14 protein-coding genes and 2 tRNA genes are annotated in these 20,150 nt (G+C 69.4%); 8 read left to right on the top strand and 8 right to left on the bottom strand.

All coding sequences use genetic code 11. From position 1 onward, the window contains the following. The first annotated feature begins 41 nt into the window (after positions 1 to 41). A complete protein-coding gene (locus tag ACLJQ7_RS39065; RefSeq protein WP_410653226.1) occupies positions 42 to 638 on the top strand; it encodes a TetR/AcrR family transcriptional regulator in 597 nt (198 codons plus the stop codon). Positions 639 to 945: 307 nt separating this feature from the next. Here the strand turns inward: ACLJQ7_RS39065 and ACLJQ7_RS39060 are convergent. The 7 genes from ACLJQ7_RS39060 to ACLJQ7_RS39030 form a co-directional block, all read right to left on the bottom strand. Then, a tRNA-Val gene (locus ACLJQ7_RS39060) sits at positions 946 to 1,017 on the bottom strand. Between the two features lie 35 nt (positions 1,018 to 1,052). Further along, positions 1,053 to 1,127 (bottom strand) — tRNA-Val (locus ACLJQ7_RS39055). A gap of 79 nt (positions 1,128 to 1,206) precedes the next feature. Further along, positions 1,207 to 3,051, bottom strand: a complete 1,845-nt coding sequence (locus ACLJQ7_RS39050) for a serine/threonine-protein kinase (protein ID WP_410653225.1) — start codon at positions 3,049 to 3,051, stop codon at positions 1,207 to 1,209. Positions 3,052 to 3,060: 9 nt separating this feature from the next. Beyond that, a complete protein-coding gene (locus ACLJQ7_RS39045) occupies positions 3,061 to 4,944 on the bottom strand; it encodes a serine/threonine-protein kinase (RefSeq protein ID WP_410653224.1) in 1,884 nt (627 codons plus the stop codon). A gap of 48 nt (positions 4,945 to 4,992) precedes the next feature. Beyond that, positions 4,993 to 7,221, bottom strand: coding sequence for a heavy metal translocating P-type ATPase (locus tag ACLJQ7_RS39040; protein WP_410653223.1), 2,229 nt, complete (start codon positions 7,219 to 7,221; stop codon positions 4,993 to 4,995). Positions 7,222 to 7,691: 470 nt separating this feature from the next. After that, positions 7,692 to 8,813 (bottom strand): DUF6801 domain-containing protein, encoded by a 1,122-nt coding sequence (locus ACLJQ7_RS39035; RefSeq protein ID WP_410653222.1) that lies wholly within the window; start codon positions 8,811 to 8,813, stop codon positions 7,692 to 7,694. A gap of 73 nt (positions 8,814 to 8,886) precedes the next feature. Then, positions 8,887 to 10,113 (bottom strand): DUF6801 domain-containing protein, encoded by a 1,227-nt coding sequence (locus ACLJQ7_RS39030; RefSeq protein ID WP_410653221.1) that lies wholly within the window; start codon positions 10,111 to 10,113, stop codon positions 8,887 to 8,889. A 488-nt stretch (positions 10,114 to 10,601) separates the two neighbouring features. On the opposite strand from ACLJQ7_RS39030, the gene ACLJQ7_RS39025 reads away from it, so the two are divergent. The 3 genes from ACLJQ7_RS39025 to ACLJQ7_RS39015 all read left to right on the top strand — a co-directional run bounded on the left by ACLJQ7_RS39025 (position 10,602) and on the right by ACLJQ7_RS39015 (position 13,090). Then, positions 10,602 to 11,174 carry a hypothetical protein gene (locus ACLJQ7_RS39025; protein WP_410653220.1) on the top strand — a complete coding sequence of 191 codons (573 nt, stop codon included), beginning with the start codon at positions 10,602 to 10,604 and terminating at the stop codon, positions 11,172 to 11,174. 154 nt (positions 11,175 to 11,328) lie between these two features. Beyond that, positions 11,329 to 12,543 carry a lipase family protein gene (locus tag ACLJQ7_RS39020; RefSeq protein WP_410653219.1) on the top strand — a complete coding sequence of 405 codons (1,215 nt, stop codon included), beginning with the start codon at positions 11,329 to 11,331 and terminating at the stop codon, positions 12,541 to 12,543. A 7-nt stretch (positions 12,544 to 12,550) separates the two neighbouring features. Further along, positions 12,551 to 13,090, top strand: coding sequence for a GtrA family protein (locus ACLJQ7_RS39015; protein ID WP_410653218.1), 540 nt, complete (start codon positions 12,551 to 12,553; stop codon positions 13,088 to 13,090). On the opposite strand, the gene ACLJQ7_RS39010 is transcribed toward ACLJQ7_RS39015, so the two are convergent. Further along, complete coding sequence (locus ACLJQ7_RS39010; protein WP_410653217.1) at positions 13,030 to 14,226, bottom strand: helix-turn-helix domain-containing protein; 1,197 nt, start codon at positions 14,224 to 14,226, stop codon at positions 13,030 to 13,032. The genes ACLJQ7_RS39015 and ACLJQ7_RS39010 overlap by 61 nt on opposite strands. A 312-nt stretch (positions 14,227 to 14,538) precedes the next feature. Here ACLJQ7_RS39010 and ACLJQ7_RS39005 point away from each other — a divergent pair, with 312 nt between their 5' ends. The 4 genes from ACLJQ7_RS39005 to ACLJQ7_RS38990 all read left to right on the top strand — a co-directional run bounded on the left by ACLJQ7_RS39005 (position 14,539) and on the right by ACLJQ7_RS38990 (position 19,899). Continuing rightward, positions 14,539 to 15,759 carry a helix-turn-helix domain-containing protein gene (locus ACLJQ7_RS39005; RefSeq protein WP_410653216.1) on the top strand — a complete coding sequence of 407 codons (1,221 nt, stop codon included), beginning with the start codon at positions 14,539 to 14,541 and terminating at the stop codon, positions 15,757 to 15,759. 338 nt (positions 15,760 to 16,097) lie between these two features. After that, a complete protein-coding gene (locus ACLJQ7_RS39000; protein ID WP_410653215.1) occupies positions 16,098 to 17,087 on the top strand; it encodes an alpha/beta fold hydrolase in 990 nt (329 codons plus the stop codon). 340 nt (positions 17,088 to 17,427) lie between these two features. After that, positions 17,428 to 18,618, top strand: coding sequence for a helix-turn-helix domain-containing protein (locus ACLJQ7_RS38995; protein ID WP_410653347.1), 1,191 nt, complete (start codon positions 17,428 to 17,430; stop codon positions 18,616 to 18,618). 36 nt (positions 18,619 to 18,654) lie between these two features. Further along, entirely contained in the window at positions 18,655 to 19,899 is a 1,245-nt protein-coding gene (locus ACLJQ7_RS38990; RefSeq protein WP_410653214.1) for a helix-turn-helix domain-containing protein, read from the top strand. The last annotated feature ends 251 nt before the right edge of the window (positions 19,900 to 20,150 follow it).

Raw genomic sequence — 20,150 nt, 5'->3', positions numbered from 1 at the left:
GAAGTTAGCCAACCGACGGTCGGTATGTCAAGATTCCGGTCATGGCCCGCACGAAGCAGCAGCAACGCGAAGAGACGATGGAGGCGTTGACCGCCACCGCCCGGCGGCTGTTCGCCGAGCACGGGTACGGAAAGGTCGGACTGGAGACCATCGCGCAGACCGCGGGCGTGAGCAAAGGCGCGCTCTACCACCACTTCAGCAGCAAGGCGGACCTGTTCCGGCACGTGCTCGGCGTCGTACAGCACGACGTCGGCGAGCAGATCGCGCGGGCCGCGGACGCCGCGCCGGACTCGTGGGGCGGGCTGCTCGCCGGCTGCCGCGCGTTCCTCGCCGCGGCGACCGATCCGGTGACGCAGCGGATCATGCTGCTGGACGGTCCTTCGGTGGTCGGCTGGCAGGACTGGCGCGAACTGGACGCGGAGTCCTCCGCCCGGCACCTCGCCGAAGCGCTGACCGAGCTGATGGCCGAGGGCGTCCTGGCGAAGCGGCCGGTCGAACCGTTGGTACGCCTGCTTTCCGGCGCGATGAACGAGGCCGCCGTCTGGCTCGCCCACTCCCCCGATCCGAAGGCCGACCTCGCCGCGACCATGGACACGCTCACGCCGATGATCGAGGCACTACGGCTTCCGGTCTCGTGAGTGGTACATGAAGGCCCCCTTCCTTGCGCCTGACGCAAGGAAGGGGGCCTTCATGTACTTCGGGGGCTGTTGGGTGCCGGGCTGGCCGGAGGAGTTGCGAAAGCCACTTTCGCAACGTCGGCCGCTGCCTCTGAACCCACTGTCCGTGAAGGCCTCCTTGAGGGACCCAGAGTCCCTCAAGGAGGCCTTCACGGACCCGGGCCTGGATGAAACCCGGAATTTACGCAGGTACAGGCACGCCACGGTTCCGGGCCACTCAAGAGACGCAAAAAGGCCCCACCCTCGCCGGGTGGGGCCTTCACTGCGGTGGGCGATACTGGGATCGAACCAGTGACCTCTTCGGTGTGAACGAAGCGCTCTCCCCCTGAGCTAATCGCCCGCGGTACGAACTCCGGTCCGCCGGGGAAGCGAACCTGGTGCGCGATACTGGGATTGAACCAGTGACCTCTTCCGTGTCAGGGAAGCGCTCTCCCGCTGAGCTAAACGCGCGTGGTGTGTCGTTCGTACCGGCGATAGCTTAGCGGACCCCGTTTCCGGGCCGCCACAGGGGTTCCCCTACCCCCGAAGCTCACGGTCCCGGCAGCCGCGAGGCGACCGAGCCCGCGATCTCCTTCGCCCGGTCGCACGGGCTTCCGCTCCCCTCGCGCGCCAGCAGCCGGACGGCGACATGTTCGGCTTCGCGGTCCGGCAGCGGGCGATGCTGCCAGGTGACGGCGCAGTTCGAGCCACCGAACTCCCGCATGTCGCCGGTGACACCGCCGCCGAGGTCGATCGGCGCCCCCTCCGGCGCGTAGGAACCTCGCTGCAACTCGATGGTCAGCGTGTCCCCGCCACCCACCCACTCGCAGATCCGCAAGGTCCGCGGCGCCGGCTGCGCGTTGGGCATGCTCTTGCCGAGCACCGCCGGATCGGCGATCGTGCACGGATCGAGCGGGAGCAGGCTCGCCGGTTCACCCGCTCGGTCGACCTCGTGCGTGCGCAGCCGGGTGAGCGCGGCGGTCAGCATGTCGTCGGCGGCCTTGCAGGGATCACCATCCCGGCCGGGATGGGAGACGACGATGCCGAGCCGCCGGTCCGTGGGCAACTGGGCCACCGAGTCGCATCCGCCGCTGATCGTGCTGCGCAGCAACGGAAATCCTTCGGCCGTGCGGTCCGTCCGTTCGAGGCTGCTGGTGCTCACTCCTTCGCCGAGCCGGAGTTCGAAGGTGACGCCCCTGAGACCGGTGTACTTGCAGCGGGCGGGGTAGGTCGGGCGCGTCTCCGGTTTCAGGGTGCCGAACTCCTGCACGAACCGGCCCGCGAGCACCTTGCACGGATCCACCAGACGCAGGCGTTCCGCGCCGAGCGCCTCGCTCGCCGACAGCGAGGTCGTCCCGGGGTTCTCCGGCTTGGCGTAGTCGGCGATGGTGAGGCCGAGCGCGACCATCGCCGAAACGACGAGCAGGACGGCCGCGGCGAGCGAGCCGAACAGGATCTTCTTCGTCCGCGGCGCCATCTTCTTGGGCTGTGGGCGCCAGATCGGCAGCGGCAGGGCCAGCACCGAGCGAACTTCCGCGTCCTGCCGCTGGATCCGGGCGTGCACGGCGGGTGGCCAGGGCGCCGCGCCGGGTGGCACGGGGCCGAGGAAGTCCAGGATCTGTTCCGGAGTCGGCCGCCGCGCTGGATCCTTGGCCAGACAGGGCTCGGCGATCCGCCGGATCTCGTCCGGGACGTGGCTGAAATCCGCCGCGGCGTGCACGACGTTATACAGGGTTTGCGGCGCGGTCGGGCCGGTGAAGGGGCCGCGGCCGGTCGCGGCCATGACCAGGATCGCGCCGAGGGCGAATACGTCGCTCGCGCCGGTGACCTGCCCGCTGCCCGCCTGTTCCGGGGACATGAACGCGGGCGATCCGATGATCGCGCCGGTCCCGGTGAGGTCCTGCGCGTCCTCCGCCACTCGCGCGATGCCGAAGTCGATCACCCTGGGGCCGTCACTCGTCAGGATGATGTTGCTGGGCTTGAGATCCCGGTGGATCAGCCCGGCACGGTGGATCTCGGTCAGTGCCGCGGCGAGCCCGGACGCCAGCAGCCGCACCGACTCGACGGGCAGCGGCCCGGCACCGTCCACGGCCTCCTTCAAGGACGGTCCGGTGACGAAGACCGAGGCGAGCCACGGGGTTTCCGCTTCCGCGTCAGCGTCCATGACGGCGGCGGTGTAGGCGCCGGAGACCAACCGCGACGTGGCGACCTCGCGCCGGAACCGTTCACGGAAGCGGGGATCGTGCGCGAACTGGGCGTGCAGCTGTTTGACGGCGACGAGCCTGCCGTCCGGGGCGAGGCCGAGCACGACACGGCCCATCCCGCCTTCACCGAGCTCGGCGATGATCCAGTACGGGCCGATCTGCCGGGCTTCGCCGGGATTCAACGGTTTCACTGGCCAGCCCTAGGGTTTCGGAAGTTTCGGCAGCAACGCCCCGGCGAAGCCTTTCGCCTTTTCGCAGGCTTCGTCCGCGGTCATCTTGGAACCACTGGTCCCGACCGTCAGCTCGACGTTCTCCCCGACGCGGTCACTGACGGGCCGGTGCTGCCAGGTCAGCGAGCAGGTGGAGCGCGCGATGCCGTCGTCCACCTTGGCCAGGTACACCTTGGCGCCGCCGAGATCCAGGGTGGCGGTCGCCGTGTAGTACGAGTCCTTCAATTCCGCGGGCGGGTACGCGCGCACGAAGCTCAGGCGGACACTGCCCGCGGCGTCGTACCGGCATTGGTGCAGGTGTTCGCGGATCGTTTCGACGACCGGCCCGATCAGCCGATCCGTGGTCGCGGGGCCGAGCAGCGCGCACGGGTCCAGCGGAGCCAGGGTGCCCGCCGGAAGCTCGCGTTCGTGGCCTCCGGCGCGGATCCGCTTGACCGCGTCGGCGAGCGCGGCCTTCACCACCGAACACGCTTCGTCCTTTGTGGACATCGAGTTGACGTCGACGCTGAGTTTGGTGTTCGGCAGGCCGCTCACCGGGACGGCGACGGCGCACGCGTCGTCGGAGCCCTTGATCCGCAGCGGAAGCCCTTCCAGCTCGCCACCGGCTTCGCCTTCGACCAGGTCGCCGCCGACGCTCAGCTCCAGCCATTTGCCCGTCGGCGAGGTGTACGTGCACGAGTCGAACTGGATGTCGATCTTCGTGCTCAGTTTGCCGAACCGGGGCACGTCCCTGCCCGCGAGCACCTTGCACAGATCGACCCGGCGCAGGTTGTCCGGGCCGAGCGGATCCTGGTTGACCGGGGTGGCGACCGGTTCGTCCGGCTGCGGTGCCGAACTCGGCGCGATCGCGGCCGGCGGCGGGTCATCTCCGGACAGCGAGATCGCCGCGACGGTGCCACCGGCCAGCAGCACCACGGCGGCCGCGGCCAGTCCCGCGGACAGGCCGCGCCGGGATCGCTTCGGCGGTGGCGGGTTCAGCAGCCGCCGGACCTCGGCCTGTTGTGTCTCGATGAGATGCGACACGACCGGCGGCCACGGGCTGGTCATCGGCGGGATCGGGCCGAGCCGCTCCAGCACCCAGGCGGGTGGCGGCCGGTCCGCCGGGTTCTTCGCCAGGCACGGCTCGACGATCCGCCGCAGTTCCGGCGCCACCTGCCGCAGGTCGGGCTGGAGGTGCACGACGTTGTACAAGGTGTGCGGAGTGGACGTCCCGGTGAAGGGGCCGCGTCCGCTCGCGGCCATCACCAGCAGCGCGCCGAACGAGAACATGTCGCTCGCCGGGGTCAGCGGTTTCCCCTCGGCCTGTTCCGGGGACATGAACCCGGGCGAACCGATGACCGCGCCGGTGTGCGTGAGTTCGGAGTCGCCTTCGACGGCACGCGCGATCCCGAAGTCGATCACCCGGGGGCCGTCGCCGGTGAGGATGACGTTGCTGGGTTTCAGGTCGCGGTGGATCAGCCCGGCACGGTGGATGTCGCCCAGCGCCAGCGCGAGCCCGGCGGCCAGGTGTCGGACCGCCATCGGCGGCAGCGGACCGGCGGCGGAGACCGCCTCCGAAAGCGCCGGTCCGGGCACGAACACCGACGCCAGCCACGGTGTCGGCGCGTTCGGATCGGCGTCCATGACCGGTGCGGTGTACGCGCCGGACACCAGGCGGGACGTTTCGACCTCCCGCCGGAACCGCTCGCGGAAGCCGGGGTCGTGCGCGAAACCCGGGTGGACCTGCTTGATCGCGACCAGGCGCCCGTCTGCGGAGATCCCGAGCAGCACCCGGCCCATCCCGCCCTCACCGAGCGCGGCGAACACCCGGTAGCGCCCCACGCCGGTGGGTTCGCCGGTGTTCAACGGCTTCACGAAGGCCCCCCTGTTCCGAGGGCGATGGTACAAAACCACCCGCAAGTGTCACGCGGCGCGTCGGTCCGCCCGGCCGAAGTCCTTGAGCCGGAGGCTGTTGGACACGACGAGCACCGAGGAAAGCGACATCGCCGCCCCGGCGATCAGCGGGTTCAGCAGGCCGAGCGCGGCGAGCGGGATCGCGGCGACGTTGTACCCGAACGCCCAGGCCAGGTTGCCCCGGATGATCCGCAGCGTGCGGTCGGCGAGCCGGATGGCGTCGGGGACCACGCGCAGGTCTTCGCGGACCAGCACCATGTCGGCCGAGCGCACCGCGATGTCGCTGCCCTGTGCCATGGCCATGCCGAGATCCGCGGTGGCCAGCGCCGGGCCGTCGTTGATCCCGTCGCCGACCATCGCGACCCGCGCTCCCCCGGCCCGCAGTTCCTCGATCACCGCGGCCTTCTCCGCGGGCAGCACTCCGGCACGCACGTCGGAGACGCCGATCTCGTCCGCGACCACGCGGGCGGCGGCTTCGTTGTCACCGGTCAGGAGCACGGTCCGCAGGCCCAGCGCGTGCAGGGCGTCGATGGCCGCCCGCGCCGACGGCTTCACGACGTCCCGGATCGCCAGCTGCCCGGCGATCCGGCCGTCCACCGCGACGAGGATCTCCGTGCTGCCGTCCTCCGCCGTGAAGCCGTCGGGGACGGCAGTATCGCGTTCGGCGAACAAGCGCGCGTTGCCGACGAGGACCTCGTGCCCCTCGACCTCGCCCTTCGCACCGAGCCCGGGCAACGCGCCGAATCCTTCGACCGGGGGCAGATCCGGCAACTCCGCCCGCGCCGCGGTCACCACGGCCGCCGCGATCGCGTGCTCCGAACCGGCCTCCACGGCCCCGGCGAACCGTAGCAGTTCGCCGCGGGTGAACCCGTCGGCGGGACGGCACGCGGTGACGGTCATCTTCCCGGTGGTGACGGTTCCGGTCTTGTCCAGTACGACGGTGTCCACGGTGCGGCTCGCCTCGAGCGCGTCCGGCCCCTTGATGAGGATGCCGAGCTGGGCGCCGCGGCCGACCCCGGCCATCAGCGCGGTCGGCGTCGCCAGCCCGAGCGCGCACGGGCAGGCGATGATGAGGACGGCGACGGCCGCCGCGAATCCCTCACGGGCGGGTGCCCCGCCGAGCAGCCAGACCGCGAGCGTCAGCACGGCCACGCCGAGCACGGCGGGGACGAACACCGCGCAGATCCGGTCGACCAGCCGTTGCACCGCGGCCTTGCGGGCTTGCGCGCGTTCGGCCAGCGCGGTCATCTGGGCCAGCTGCGTATGCGCGCCGACCGCGGTCGCGCGGACGACGAGCCTGCCGTCCCGGTTCACCGAAGCGCCGACGACCCGGTCCCCGGTGGCGACTTCCGCGGGCACCGGTTCGCCGGTCACCGCACTGACATCCACTGTGGACAGTCCGCTGTGGACGACTCCGTCGGCCGCGATCGACTCCCCCGGCTTGACCACGAACAGGTCCCCGACGGCCAGCTCACCGACCGGGACCATGTACTCGGCGCCGTCCCGCAGCACCCGGACGTCCTTGGCCGCCAAGGCGTCCAGCGCGGCCAGGAGCCCGGCGGCACTGCGCCTGGACCGGCTCTCGAAGTATCGGCCTGCCAGCAGGAAGGTGGTCACGCCGGCGGCGACGTCGAGGTAGATCGCGTCGGCGCCGGCCGCCGTCGGACCGAAGCCGATCCAATATCCGGGCTCCGTGCCGCCCGCGAAGGCGGACCACGCCGACCACGCGAACGACGAGAGCACGCCCAGTGACACCAAAGTGTCCATACTGGACGACCGATGACGGAGGTTCCGCAACGTGGCCCGGTGGAACGGGAGCGCGGACCAGAACACCACGGGAACGGCCAAGGCGAGGCACAGCAGTTCCCAGCCGGGGAACCGCAGCCGCGGCACCAGCGCGAGGGTGATCGAGAGGTTTCCCAGCGGGATCGCCAGCAGTGCCGCGACGACCAGCCGTCGCCGGAGATCACGGACCCTGGCGAAGCCGATGTCCGGATCCTCTTCGCCGCGAAGCTCCGCCGTGTAGCCGGATTTGCGGACCCGCTCGATGAGCACGTCGTCGGCCAGCGTTTCGGGCACCTGCACGGTGGCGCGCTCGGTCGCGTAGTTCACCGACGCGCGGACCCCGTCCAGTTTGTTCAGCGTGCGTTCCACCCGCGCCGAACAAGCGGCGCAGGTCATCCCCGACACGGTCAGTTCCACCGTGCGGACGGCGGACTCCGGCGCGGCAATCGTCATTTCGTGGCACTCCCAGGTTCACCAGTGGTTCCTCGGTGGTGGAACAGGTGTCCGGGTCGTGTCGCGAGGCAGATTACCGCCGCCGGGAACCGGGCCCGCCGTCGGCCCGACTACTGCGGTGGTGGTGAAACAGGTGCCGGAGAGCCGGGCCTTCGCGGGTGCGGAGGTGGCGGTCACGTGTGTCCAGATGGACGACACGCGTGATTGAAGGGACGACACACGTGATCCAGCGGACGACTCGCGGCGGAGCCTGGCCGCGGTCGAGTCGTCCGTCCAATCACGCGTGTCGTCCGTCCAATCACGCGTGTCGTCCATCGGATCACGCGTGTCGTCCATCGGATCACGCGTGTCGTCCACAGAGTCACGCGAAACCCCTGTACGCGAGGCCTCCCCAGTACATGAAGGCCCCCTTCCTTGCGCCTGGGTACAGGAAGGGGACCTTCATGTACTGCACGCGACCACCGCGAGCACTAGGTCTGGCGCGGGGTCAGCGCGAGTTCGAAGGTGTTGCCGTCCCCCTGGACGAGGGTGCTCACGTAGGAGGTGAAGGCGCCGCAGCCGGTCAGCGGCGCCAGCGAGTAGGTGCCGCTGAGCGCGCCGCCCTTCGCCATGGTGAAACCGTCGCCGGTGCGCAGTTCCGCCGTCGAGGGGGTCGACGTCCGGCAGCCCGGTCCGGTGCTGACCGGCATGCCGACGAGCGTCACCAGCGGAAGGACGGTGGTGAACCGGGATCGCGCGACGAAACCGGTGCCGGCGAGGTCGCCGCCCTGCGGTCCGTCGGCGACGAACTCCAGATCGGCCGAGCCCGGCAGGAAGCCGAACAGCCGGAAGTCGGCGTGGGCCTTGTCGAACACCGGGCCGCCGCTGAACACCGTCGCCGCGGTCGGGCTCAGCTCGAAGGTGCCGGTCAGCGGCGCGTCGGCACCGAGTGCCTTGACACCGGTCTTCCCGGCGATCGCGAACCGGTGCCCCGCGGGCTTGTCGCCGAGTTCGAAGGAGAGCAGGACGGGGTCCTGGCCGGGGTCGAGCGTGCAGTCCGAGGTGAAGGAACCGAGCCCGGTGAAGGAGCCGTCGGCTTTCTTCGGGGTGAGGCGGGTGGTGAAATCGCCGACGGTCAGCGTCGTCTTGCCCGGTTTCGCCAGCGTGATGGTGGGCACGAAGCCGGTCGCCACCGGGCTGAACGTGCCGGACGGCGGAATGTCGGTCTTCCCGACGTTCAGCGGGATGCGCACCGGAAGCGGGTTCGCGTCGCCGTTGGCCAGGGTCACGCCTGCCGCCGCGGTGCCTTCGATGGTGGTGGCGCCGACGAGGTTGAGCCCGCGCGCCGCCTTGTCCGGCACGGTCACGGTGATGGTCAGCCCGGACGTGGTGAGCGTGCCGCCGGGCGCCGTCGGCACCTCGAAGTCGGCCTTGATGTTCACGTCGAGCTTCTGCAATCCGATCAGCGGGAACGGGCAGGTGAACGACAGTTTCTTGTCGACGGGTGTACCGGCCGCCGCGCTGCGGACGGCGACGAACAGCAGGCAGCCCGCCGTGAGCAGGACGATGAGGCCCGCCGCGAGCAGCATCCGGACGTTGATGCGAAGGGGCATGGTCGCCTTCCTGGACGGCACGGAAACGGCACCGGTCCCCGTCACGGAACGCGACGGGGACCGGCTGCCTGACTTACTTCTTGGTGAGGTTCAGATCGAGCGTGTTGCCGTCGCTCTTGGCGAACATGCTGATCATGTCGTTGAACGAACCACAGTTCTGCAGGGCCGACAGCGAGTAGGTACCGGTGAGCTTCCCGCCCTTGAGCAGGTCGAAGTCCGGACCGGTGGTCATCTCGCTGGTGGACGGGCTGACCGTGCCGCACTTCGGGTCGCTGCTGATGGGGATCCCGAAGACCTGCACGCTCGTCAGGAACACGTTGAACTTGATGTGCGCCTTGAACCCGGTGCCGACGAGCTCACCGGACTGCTTGCCGACCTGCTCGACCTTGATGTCCGAACGGCCGTCGACGAACCCGAACAGCTTGAACTGGGTGGACGACGGGTCGAGCTTCAGGTCGCCGGTGAACGTCTTCGACGCGAGATCCACGTCCGCGTCGAAGCCACCGTTGATCGCCGCCGTGCTGCCGAGTGCCTTCAGCGCGGTCTGTCCCTTGATCCCGAACGCGTACTTGATCCCGCCGCCACCGGGGGTGGTGGTAGTGGGCGGGGTCGTCGGCGTGGTCGGGGTGGTCGGCGTCGTGGGCGTGGTCGGGGTGGTGGGCGTGGTCGTGCCGCCACCGCCGTCACCGATCTTGATCGTGGCCAGGGTGTTGTTCTGGCCGGGATCCTGCTTACAGGGCGCGTCGATCGTGCCGTCCGGCGTGATGCCGGTGACCGAACCGTCGGCCTTGCGCGGGGTGACCTTCAGCCGCAGGTCGCCCACGGTGATCTTCGCCTCGCCGGGCTGGTTGAAGGTCAGCGAAGGCGTCTTGCCCGACGCGTTGACCGTCATCTCGCCCGAGGTGGGGATGTTCTGCTTGGCGATGTCGTTCGGGACGCTGACCGGGAGGTTGAGCCCCGGTGCCGCCACGGTCGCCGCCGCGATGGCCTGTCCTTCCAGCGTGGTCGCACCGATCAGGTTGAGCCCGCTGACCGTGTCCGCGTTGATCGTGGAGACGGCCTTGATGTCGAACGTGCCGGTCGGCTGACCGGTCTTGACCGACAGCGGAAGATCGGTGTTGATCACCACCTTCAGCGACTGCGACCCCACGAGCGGCAGGTCGCAGTGGTAGTTGAGCGGGAGCGAAATCGGATCGGCGACACTGGACTGTGCCCCGACCACGAGTACCGCGGCGGCAAGGCCCACAGCACCGGCAGCGGCGGCGGCGACCGCCTTCTTGGTTCCTCTACGGTGACTCACGATCGTCCTTCCGTGGTATCAACGATGATACGAAACGGCGTACAATTCCCCAGAGCAATGAATATCGGCCCGAGAGAATTCTCCGGGTAGCGACGATGTCTGACGGATCGCAACCGAACAGTAAACTAACGACGCGTCCACACTGCTATCAAGTGCTTCTCCGGAAAAGTTGACCGGCAACGGATAAATTGTCACGCAGGCACGGTAGGACCGACTGCTTCCTAGTAGCGACACATGGGTTTCCCCAGTTCAGAGCCAGGTAAGCCGGTTCACGGAACCGCTGACGAGGGTGACAATCGCGCCGCGGAAAACTATCTCGCGCGTGCCAATCACCCTTTTCAAGGTCGGCACCGCCTTGCCTGCCGGAATCTTTCGTGAGTAACCTCGCGGTTCAGCAAGCCGGTCGCCGCCGACCAGCGCGAAATCTTGCTCGTCGCGGGCGGGGCAGGCCCTCTTTCGCCGAATTCGACGGGGAAACCATGAAAAGAATGCGCCGCACGGCAGCGCGAATCGCGTTCGCCGCCGTCTCCACGACCGCCGCGGCGGTCCTGCTGAGCGCCTGCGGGTCCGACGACCCCGCCTCCGCCGGCAGGCACGCCGACCCGGCCGCGCTCGCCTGGGTGGACAAGGTGTGCTCGGGTGTCGCGACGGGCTCGGCGAAACTGTCCCAGCCGCCCGCGTTCGACCCTGCCGACCCGCAGGGGACCAAGACCGCCATGGTCGGTTTCCTGAATACGCTTTCCGCCGCGCTCGACGACATGGCGGGCGGGATCCGGAACGCCGGGGTGCCGCCGGTCCCGGATGGACAGTCCGCTGTGGACAAGGCCACCACCACGCTCGGCGAGACCAAGTCGAAGGTGTCCGCCACCCTGGCGCGGATGCAGGACGCGAAGGTCACCGACCAGGCGAGCCTGCAGAAGGTGGTCGCCGACGCCGACAGCACGATGAGCGGGATGAGCGAGCCGGAAGGCCCCATCAAGCATCTGCGCGCCAACCCCGAACTGGAACTCGCGTTCGCCGAGTCCACGACCTGCCGCCAGGTCTACGGCGGCAACGCCTGAGGGCCGTGACCGGCGCGGAAGCGGTGTCGCGAAAGCCACTTTCACAACCATCAAGGTTGCGAAAGTGGCTTTCGCAACGCGCCGCTGTCCGGGTCCGTCCGCCCGCGAACAACCCGAATCCGACGTTCAGCCCATCCGTCATGGAGGCCCGGCCGTGCCGACCCCGTTCCCCCACCCGTCCCGCCGGACACTCGCCGTCGCACTGGCGATCGTCCTGTCCGCCGGTCTCCTGACCGTGCTGAGCGGGAACCCGGCGAGCTCCGCCGCCCCGGCGGTGGCCGACGACTCGTTCTACACCCCGCCCTCGCCGCTCCCGGCGGGAAAACCGGGCGACATCATCCGCTCGCGTGTCTCGAAAGCCGGTCCGCGTAAGGATTCCGTCAACGCGTGGCAGGTGATGTACCTGTCGACCGACGCCCTCGGGCGGCCGGACGCGGTGACCGGGACCGTGCTGGTGCCGAAGAACGTGGACCCGGCGAAGGCACCGATCGTCTCGTTCGGCGCCGGTACGCACGGCCCCGCCTTCCACTGCACGCCCTCGAAGATGATCGACATCGGCGCGTTCTATGAGCAGTCCGGTCTCGACGACGCGCTCGACGCCGGATTCGCCGTCGCACTCACCGACTACGAGGGTTATCGCCAGGATCCGAAGACGACGTACGTGGTCGGGCGCTCGGAAGGACCGGCGATGATCGACGCGGTCCGCGCCGCACAGCGCCTGTCTGAGGCGAAGCTGTCCACCGACGCCAAGGTGCTCTTCCGCGGGTACTCGCAGGGCGGCGGGGCGGCGGCCTGGGCGGGCGAACTGCAACCGGCCTACGCGCCGGAGCTGAACCTCGTCGGCGTCGCCGCCGGCGGCGTACCCGCCGACCTCGTCCAGGTCACCCTGCAACTCGACGGGAAGTTCGGTTTCGGCGTCTTCGCCTACGCCCTGGTCGGCCTCGACCACGCCTATCCCGAACTGAAACTGGACTCGTTCCTCAGCGACAACGGCCGCGTCAAGCTGGCGGAGATGCAGAAGAGCGCGTGCACGTTCGAGCTGCTCACCACGTACGCGAACCAGAAGATCGCCGATTACACGACCAGTGCCGGTTACGTGCGGCCGGAATGGGTGAAGCGGCTCAACGAGAACAAGCTCGGCGGCACTCCGCCCAAGGTCCCGGTGTTCCTCTACCACGCCACCCAGGACCAGCTCGTGCAGTTCGCGCAGGCCGACGCGCTGCACAAGGCCTACTGCGCGGCCGGGGTCAAGACGACCTGGAAGACCTTCGACACCGACCACATCACGGCGGTCTACACCGGCAACGCCGACGTGCTCGCCTTCCTCAAGGACCGGGTCGCGGGCGCCCCGGCGACGTCGAACTGCTGAGCGGGAGGTGCTCAGAACCGCCCCGGCATCCTTTGTGGACGACGGTGCGCGGACCGGGAAGCGACGTGAGCTGCTCCGGTTCGCCACCGTCGGCCTCGCCGCGTTCGGGCTCACGCTCGGAATCGGCTACGGGCTGAAACTCACCGTCCTGCAGGAGAAACCGGTCACGGCGCTCGCGATCGCGACCGTCGTGGCGACCGCCTTCGCGTATCTGCTGTCCCGGCGCTGGGCGTTCCGTGCCCGCGGCGGCAGACGCGGCTTCCCGGAAGCGGCGCTGTTCCTCGTCGTGAACGCGATCGCCGTGATGATCACCCTGTGCCCGCCGCTGATCTCGCGCTACGTCCTGCGGCTCGAGGTGCCCGAAGTCAGCTTCCTTGTCCAGGAGATCGCCGACTTCGTCAGCGGGATGCTGCTGGGCACCGCGGCGGGTTCGGCGTTCCGCTGGTGGGGGTACCGCCGCTGGGTGTTCCCGGTGGCGGTCGCGGGTCAGACGTCGGCGGGCCGCAGCCGTTCCGCGCGCAGCGCCAGTTCGATCCGCAGCCGCTGATCCGGATCGTCCAGCCGTTCGCCGAAGAGCTCCGTGAGCCGCCGTAGCCGTGCCCGCACCGTCTGCGGATGCACGGCGAGCCGCCGGGCGATCTCGGGTGCGCTTCCCCTGGTCTGCACCTGCGTGAGCAGGGTCGCCGCCAGTTCGTCGTGCTGGCGCGGCGCCAGCCCCGACAACGGTTCGAGCGCTTCGCCGGCCAGCCGGTCGAGCAGGAACTCGTCGGCGAGCAACAGCAGTGTGGTGATGTGCTCCTCGCACCACAGCACCGGGCCGACCGTCGTGATCATGCCCCGCTGGGCGAGTTCGGACGCGCGCCGCGCGATCCGGAACGACTCGGCGGCCTGCGCGGCCGGGACGGACACCCCGACCGTCGCCGACCAGCCGGACGGCAGTTCCCGCAGGCCGCCGAGGTCCGCCTCCGGACAGGCCACCAGCGCGCCGGGCGCGTCGGAGACCAGGTCCACTGGAACTCCCGAGGGCAACAGGCCCGGCGGGAACGCGGGCGCACCGGGCGCCGCGGCGAAGACGACCGCCGTGATCCGTTCGGGGATCCGCCAGCCGATGGCGACGGCGAGCGCGCCCGCGTCGGCCTGGCTGTACCCGGAGCCACCGGTCAGCAGCCGGAACAGCCTCGCCCTCTGCTCCGCGGGCCCCGTCGCCTCGGCCTGCGCGGCGTTGTACCCGTCCGTCAGCGCCATCGTCACCTCGACGACGTCACCGAACAAGCACTCCGCCGCGCCGTAGAGGACGTCGCCGGGCAGCTGAAGCTGGCGGCCGATCGCGGCGATCGAACGCCACAGCACCCGGCTCGAGACCCTGAACGCCGCCTGCGCGGCCTCCCGGCTGAGCCCTTGCTGGAACGCGATCCGGCCCTGGGCGCGGAAATCCACCAGGAGGTCGTTCTGCAGGAGTTCGGGGACGCCGACCCGGTCGATGGCGCGTTCGATACTGCGCCTGGTCAGCTCGACGGCCGCGGCACGGGCTTCGCCGTCACTGAACACTTCGGCGCATTCGCCTATCTCGGACACCACGCCTTCGACGCAGTGCCGGGCGATCGCCGGGATCCGCGGACGGATGGCGTCACCGAGTTCCCTCGGCAGGCGTTCCCACAACACGCCAACGGGCTGCCAGCTCACGTGTGCGATCCCCCGCTGTGAAGTAGGCCGACGATTACGGGCACCCATTCCCTTTCGTCCGCGCGCCACCGGCGCACTCGAATGCACGGAGCGTAGAACCGTTGCCACATCCGTGTCAAAAGACGTCACACCGAAACACCCGCTCGTTGTCACGTGGCTGAGCGTCACGACTTTCCGTGGCAAATTCAACGTCACATTCGGGGTACACGCCGTCCGCCGATCCAGTACAAACGGCCCGCACCGTTCCGTCGATCCGACGTGGTTATGCAAACGGATTCATGTTTCCTTCCGGCGTTCGAAAAAAATCAAAGGGTGGTCTTGGTGGTCGAGTACCGCGGTTTCGGCATGCTGGCGGCGCTGCCGCGTTCGCTCGGCGAAGAACTGCGTCCGTATACCGGTCACGCCGCGGCCGCCATGGTCAAGCAGGTGCAGCGCTCGGTCACCGCGTATTCGCAGCCGTTGCGCGGGGTCTTCGGCCGCGTCCTGGTCGTCTCCTGCGAACGGGCGGTGCGGCACTACGTCGACTGCATCGGCGATCCGGACGTGCCCCACGACCACTGGATCGACTTCTACCGCATGCGCGGGCGGGTCGAATTCACCGAGGGCCGCAGCTTGGAACCGTTGCACGACAGCGTGACCGTCGGCGCACGCGCGGCGTGGCGGGCGATGCGGCCCATCGTGCGCGGGCTCGGCGTCGGCCTCGACGTCATCGCGCTCGCGGCCGAGTCCGTCTTCGTCTACGTCGACGAACTGTGCGCCACGACGATCGAGGGGTACCAGGAGGCGGAAGCCAGGGCGGCGAGCGCGATCCCGCTCCGGCGCCGTCGCTTGCTCGAACTGATCTCCCAGGCACCCGAAGGCTCCGCGTGCAGCATCGCCAGCCTCGCCGACGGTGCCGGCTGGCGGGTTCCGAGAGCGGCGGCCATGGTCGCGCTGCAGCGCGCTCCCGGCGCGCCCGCCTTCCCGGCCCATCTCCTGGACGCCACCGTGCTGGCCGACCTCGACACGGCCGAGCCGTACCTGCTCACCGCTGATCCGGACACCGATCTCGCCCCGCTGAAGGACGCATTGGACGGCTGGCGCGTGGCGGTCTCCCCCGTCGTGCCGCTCGCCGACGCCCCGGCCGCCCTCCGCACCGCGCGCCGCGCGCTACTGCTGAACAGCGAAGACGCGCCCGGACCGGTCATCTGGTGCCGGGACCACCTCGCCACACTCTGGCTGCTCGCCGAGGATTTCCTCGGCGCAGAACTCGCCAAGCAGAGCCTTGACCCGTTCACCTCGCTGAGCGGGAAACAGCAGGAACGGCTCAGCGAAACCCTCCTGGCGTGGCTGGAAACGCGCGGCGGCGCGCCGGAGATCGCGCAGCGGCTCGGCGTGCACCCGCAGACTGTGCGGAACCGCCTCCGTCAACTGGAGGACCTGTTCGGCGACCGCCTCAAGGACGCCGACGACCGGCTGAACATGCAACTCGCGCTCCGCGCGCAGCGGCTTATGCGCGCCCACCGCCGCGACGAAGGACGGCAAGGGAGTTGACCCGCCGGACCCGCCGTTCCGGTGGCCGCACGGTGGGGAGCACCCAGCGGAGGCCGCGGCGGGCACGCTTCGCCCTCGGCTGATCGACGTGGAAATCCGCCCGGCAGGCCATCGCGTTCTCCGTCGTTACGGGTGTTTACCGACGCTTTCCTGAATACCGGGACGGTGGGAGAATGTCGATGCGCAATTGCCCGGCCCGCGCGGTTTTGGCATCCGCCTCGGGGTCCGCACCGGCATTCTTGTCACCCGGGTCGCAATTGCCGGACGTGTCCCGCGACATGCTGACACACCCGGCGTTCTACACGTTATTTTGACGCCTGACAACGGAAAGGCGGGACATGGCCCTCGAAGCGCGCACACTGACCCTGCACGGGCGGGAAATCCGGCTACGGGAATACGTTCCGTCCACAAAGGACGCCACGGGTGAACCGGTCGTGCTGCTGCACGGTATCTCGGGAAGCAGCGAGACCTGGGTCCCGTTGCTCGACCACTTCGAACGGACGGGGTTCGGGCGCCAAGTCCTCGCGCCCGACCTGCCGGGCCATGGTGATTCGGCCGCGCCTCGGGCCGATTACGGCCTCGGCGCGATGGCCAGCGTGGTCCGTGACGTCCTGGCGCTCACCCGGAACCGGCACGCGACCATCGTCGGGCATTCCCTCGGCGGCGGGATCGCGATGCAGTTCGCCTACCAGTTCCCCGAGATGTGCGCCCGGCTGGTGCTCGTGGGAAGTGCCGGCCTCGGCCCGCAGGTGACCCCGGTGCTGCGCGCGACGGCGCTGCCGGGGGCCAACGCGACGCTCACCCTCGCGGTCAACCCGGTCACCGTCGCGATCGCGCACGGGCTCGCCGCGGCGTGCCGCGCCCTCGGCGGGAAACTCTCCGCCGAGACCCGGGAGCTGACCCGTCACCTTGCGTCACTGGCCGACCCGGGCAGGCGGCGGGCGTTCCTGTTCATCGCGCGCAGCCTGATCGACCTCCGGGGTCAGCGCGCGAGCGCGATCGACAAGCTCTATCTCGCCCGGGAGGTGCCCACCCTCGTCGTCTGGGGCGCGCACGACCCGCTCATCCCGGTCGCCCACGGCCGCTCGACGGCCGAAGTGCTGCCGGACAGCCGATTGACGGTGTTCGAAAATGCGAAACACTTTCCACATGTGGCCGACCCGGCCCGGTTCGGTGACGAGCTCGAACGCTTCCTCACCGGGACCGCGCCGGCCCGGTTGAGCCTCGACGAGGTCGTCGAGGTGCTCATCCGCGCCAGCGAGGCGGCGGAAGCGGCCGAAAACGTCCCGGAAAAATTGTCATCCGGGCGTCATCTCAGGCCTGCCTAAATGTCACTCACCATCGGATCGGACCACCCGTTCGGGTGTAGTCCATCCAGGTGGCCGATCAAGCTCCCGTCAGCCGTTGACAGTTCTCTCGGCCGGATTTTATGTTGCGTGAGCCACAAAATCTGGATCGGCTTCACCGTTGAAGAGGCTGATTTTGTTGCCAGCAAGGATAAAAAACATGACCGACTTGGATACCGGATTCTCGCGGCACGATCTGCGGCCCGCACGGCCCGACCCCGCCGTGCGTCACCCCGCCACCCCGCTCCGCCAGCCACCGGGTCCGGTCCAGCGACCGCGCGCCTTCACGCCGGCACCGAGAACCCCAGTGGAGAACCGACCTGTGCGCAGCACCGGTGCGAATGGACTGTGGGCGTCACTGCCCAGAGACCTTGGCGAGCGGTTCCGGCCGCGGGCCGACCCCTTGGCACGAGCCATCCTTCAGGAGGTGCAACGAGCCGTCCCCGAATACGCGCAGCCGTTGGAAGGCGCGTTCGGACAGATCATCACGCAGGGTATCCGGCAGGCGATCCTGCACTGCCTCGATACCGTCGGTCAGGGGACGGCGCCGCTCGACAAGTGGTCGGCGGTGTTCCGCAACCTCGGGAAGGTCGAATTCAACGAGGGCCGCAGCCTCGACTGCCTGCAGACGGCCTACCGGGTCGGCGGCCGCGTCGCGTGGCGGCACGTTTCGGAGTTCGGGCAGGCGATCGGAGCGGACGCCGATCTCCTGTGCACCGCGGCCGAAGCGATTTTCGCTTACGTGGACGAGATTTCCGCACTGTCCATCGAGGGCTACACGGCCGCGCAGGAGCGGGCCGCGGGCACCAGGGCCAGACGCAGGCGCAGGTTGCTCGAACTGATGCTCTCCGATCCCCCATCCTCACCGCAGTCCATCGCGTCCCACGCCGCCAACGCGCAGTGGGCGCTGCCCACCGAGATCACGGTCGTCGCGCTGGAGCGACGGCTCGGCCCGCTGGACCCCGACAGCGCCGACCTGGACGCCGACGTCCTCGTCGACTTCGAAGGTCCCAAACCCTGCCTGGTCACCGGCGATCCGGACAAGCACCTGAAGGATCTCGCCGAACGGCTTCCCGGCTGGCGCGCGGTGATCGGCCCATCCGTGCGGCTCGCCGAAGCGCCGCGCTCCCTGCTGTGGGCCCGCCGCACGCTGCGGCTGGTCCAGCGAGGGGTCCTTCCGGACAATCCGGTCACGCGGTACAGCGATCACCTGTCCACCCTGTGGCTGCTCGCGGACGAGTTCCTGGTCCGGGAACTGTGCACGCGCAGCCTCGCCCCGTTCGACGACCTCACCCCCAAACAGCGGGCGCGGCTCGGCGAGACGTTGCTGATCTGGCTGCAATCCCGGGGCAGCGCACCGGAGATCGCGAAGAAACTCAAGGTCCACCCCCAGACCGTCCGGTACCGCATGCACCAGCTCATCGATCTCTTCGGCGACCGGTTGAACAACGCCGACGACCGGCTCGACATGGAGATCGCCCTGCGCGCGGAGGCCCTTCTCGCCGAGGACTGACAGATCAGCGTTTCCCACTCACAACGAGGTGACGAGGTGACCCGACCGCAGGACGCCCGCAGCGGGGTCGAGGCGACGTACGGTCCGCTGCTCACGCCTGCCCGGCCGGGTGGGCCGAGCGGGCGCCCGGTCCAGCTCTGGGCGCTGCTGCCGAGAGAACTGGCGACGGTGTTCAGGCCGGTGCTGGCCGACGTGGCCGGGGAGGTGGTCCGCGAAATCCAGCGGACCATCCCCGACTACGCCCGGCCGCTGGACGGGGCGTTCGGGAAGGCGCTCAAGACCGGCGTCCAGATGGCGTTCCTGCAGTTCGTGGAACGGATCGGCAACCCGGAGGCGCCGTCGGAGGACCGCCGGAGCGTGTTCCTGAGCCTGGGCGTCCAGGAGTTCCAGCAGGGCCGCAACGTCGACGTCCTCCAGGCGGCGTACCGCGTCGGCGCCAGGGTGACCTGGCGCCGGGTGGCCGAAGCGGGCCGCCGCGCGGGAGTTCCTTCGGCGACGCTGTGCCTGCTGGCGGAAGCCATCTTCGCCTACATCGACGAACTGTCGGCGCTGTCGGTCGAGGGTCACGCGGAGGCACGGGAAAAGGCCGCCGGCGCACTGGAGCGCCGGCGGCACCGGTTGATGGAACTCCTGCTCGCCGAGCCGCCATCACCGCCCGAGGTCGTCAAACACGCTGCCGACCTTGCCCGCTGGCAACTACCGGACCGGCTTGTCGCCATCGCCCTCGACCGGCCGTCGGACGAAGCACCGGCGGCCGCGTCGAGCGCGCTGGCCGACTTCGAAAGCGCCTCCCCTTGTCTTCTGCTCCCCGCCCCCGAACCGGACGAACGGGATCGATTCGCCGAGGAACTGACCGGCTGGCGGGCCGCGATCGGCCCCGCCGTCCCACCCGTTTTCGCGGCACGCTCGCTGCGGGCCGCACGCGAAGCCCTCCGGCTCGTCGACTCCGGCGCGCTCGCCGACGAGCCCGTGACGTGGTGCGCCGACCACCTTTCGCGCCTGTGGCTGTTCAAGGAACCGTTTCTGGCCGCCGAGCTCGTCCGGGAACGCCTCGGGCCGCTGGCCGCGTTGACCGGGAAGCAGCATTCGCGGCTGGCGGGGACGCTGCTGGCGTGGCTGGAGACCTGCGGGAACGTCCGGGAGGTGGCGGAACGGCTGGCGGTGCACCCGCAGACGGTGCGGTCACGTGCCCAGGAACTGGAGGCGCTGTTCGCGGACGGGCTGCGGGATCCGGAGCGGCGGTTCGAGATGATCCTGGCCCTGCGGGCCGCCCCCTCTTGAGGCTTTTGGAAGTCCGTGAAGGCCTCCTTGAGGGACTCTGGGTCCCTCAAGGAGGCCTTCACGGACTTCGGCCGCGGACTGTGGGGACACCACGCTCGGCCGACGAACTCAACCTTCACGCGCGACGGGATCGTCGGGCGGGTCGGGAGACCGGGTGCGGCCGACGTTGCGAAAGCTGTCGGGATGATGCGCACGTGGCAATGTGGCAGACATGCGGCGATTGTCAAATTAATGAGCTGCTCCTCCATGGT

The organism is Amycolatopsis sp. cmx-4-54 (genome assembly GCF_046548895.1).
Classification (GTDB): Bacteria; Actinomycetota; Actinomycetes; order Mycobacteriales; family Pseudonocardiaceae; genus Amycolatopsis.
The sequence above is the reverse complement of the archived record's forward strand: the minus strand, read 5'-3'. Positions and strand labels throughout refer to the sequence as shown.

What these genes read in the sequence shown, in the direction of transcription:
- ACLJQ7_RS39065 (WP_410653226.1), top strand. Translation starts at nt 42, where the DNA reads ATGGCCCGCACGAAGCAGCAGCAACGCGAAGAGACGATGGAGGCGTTG.
- ACLJQ7_RS39040 (WP_410653223.1), bottom strand. Translation starts at nt 7,221, where the DNA reads ATGACGATTGCCGCGCCGGAGTCCGCCGTCCGCACGGTGGAACTGACC.
- ACLJQ7_RS39035 (WP_410653222.1), bottom strand. Translation starts at nt 8,813, where the DNA reads ATGCCCCTTCGCATCAACGTCCGGATGCTGCTCGCGGCGGGCCTCATC.
- ACLJQ7_RS39025 (WP_410653220.1), top strand. Translation starts at nt 10,602, where the DNA reads ATGCGCCGCACGGCAGCGCGAATCGCGTTCGCCGCCGTCTCCACGACC.
- ACLJQ7_RS39000 (WP_410653215.1), top strand. Translation starts at nt 16,098, where the DNA reads ATGGCCCTCGAAGCGCGCACACTGACCCTGCACGGGCGGGAAATCCGG.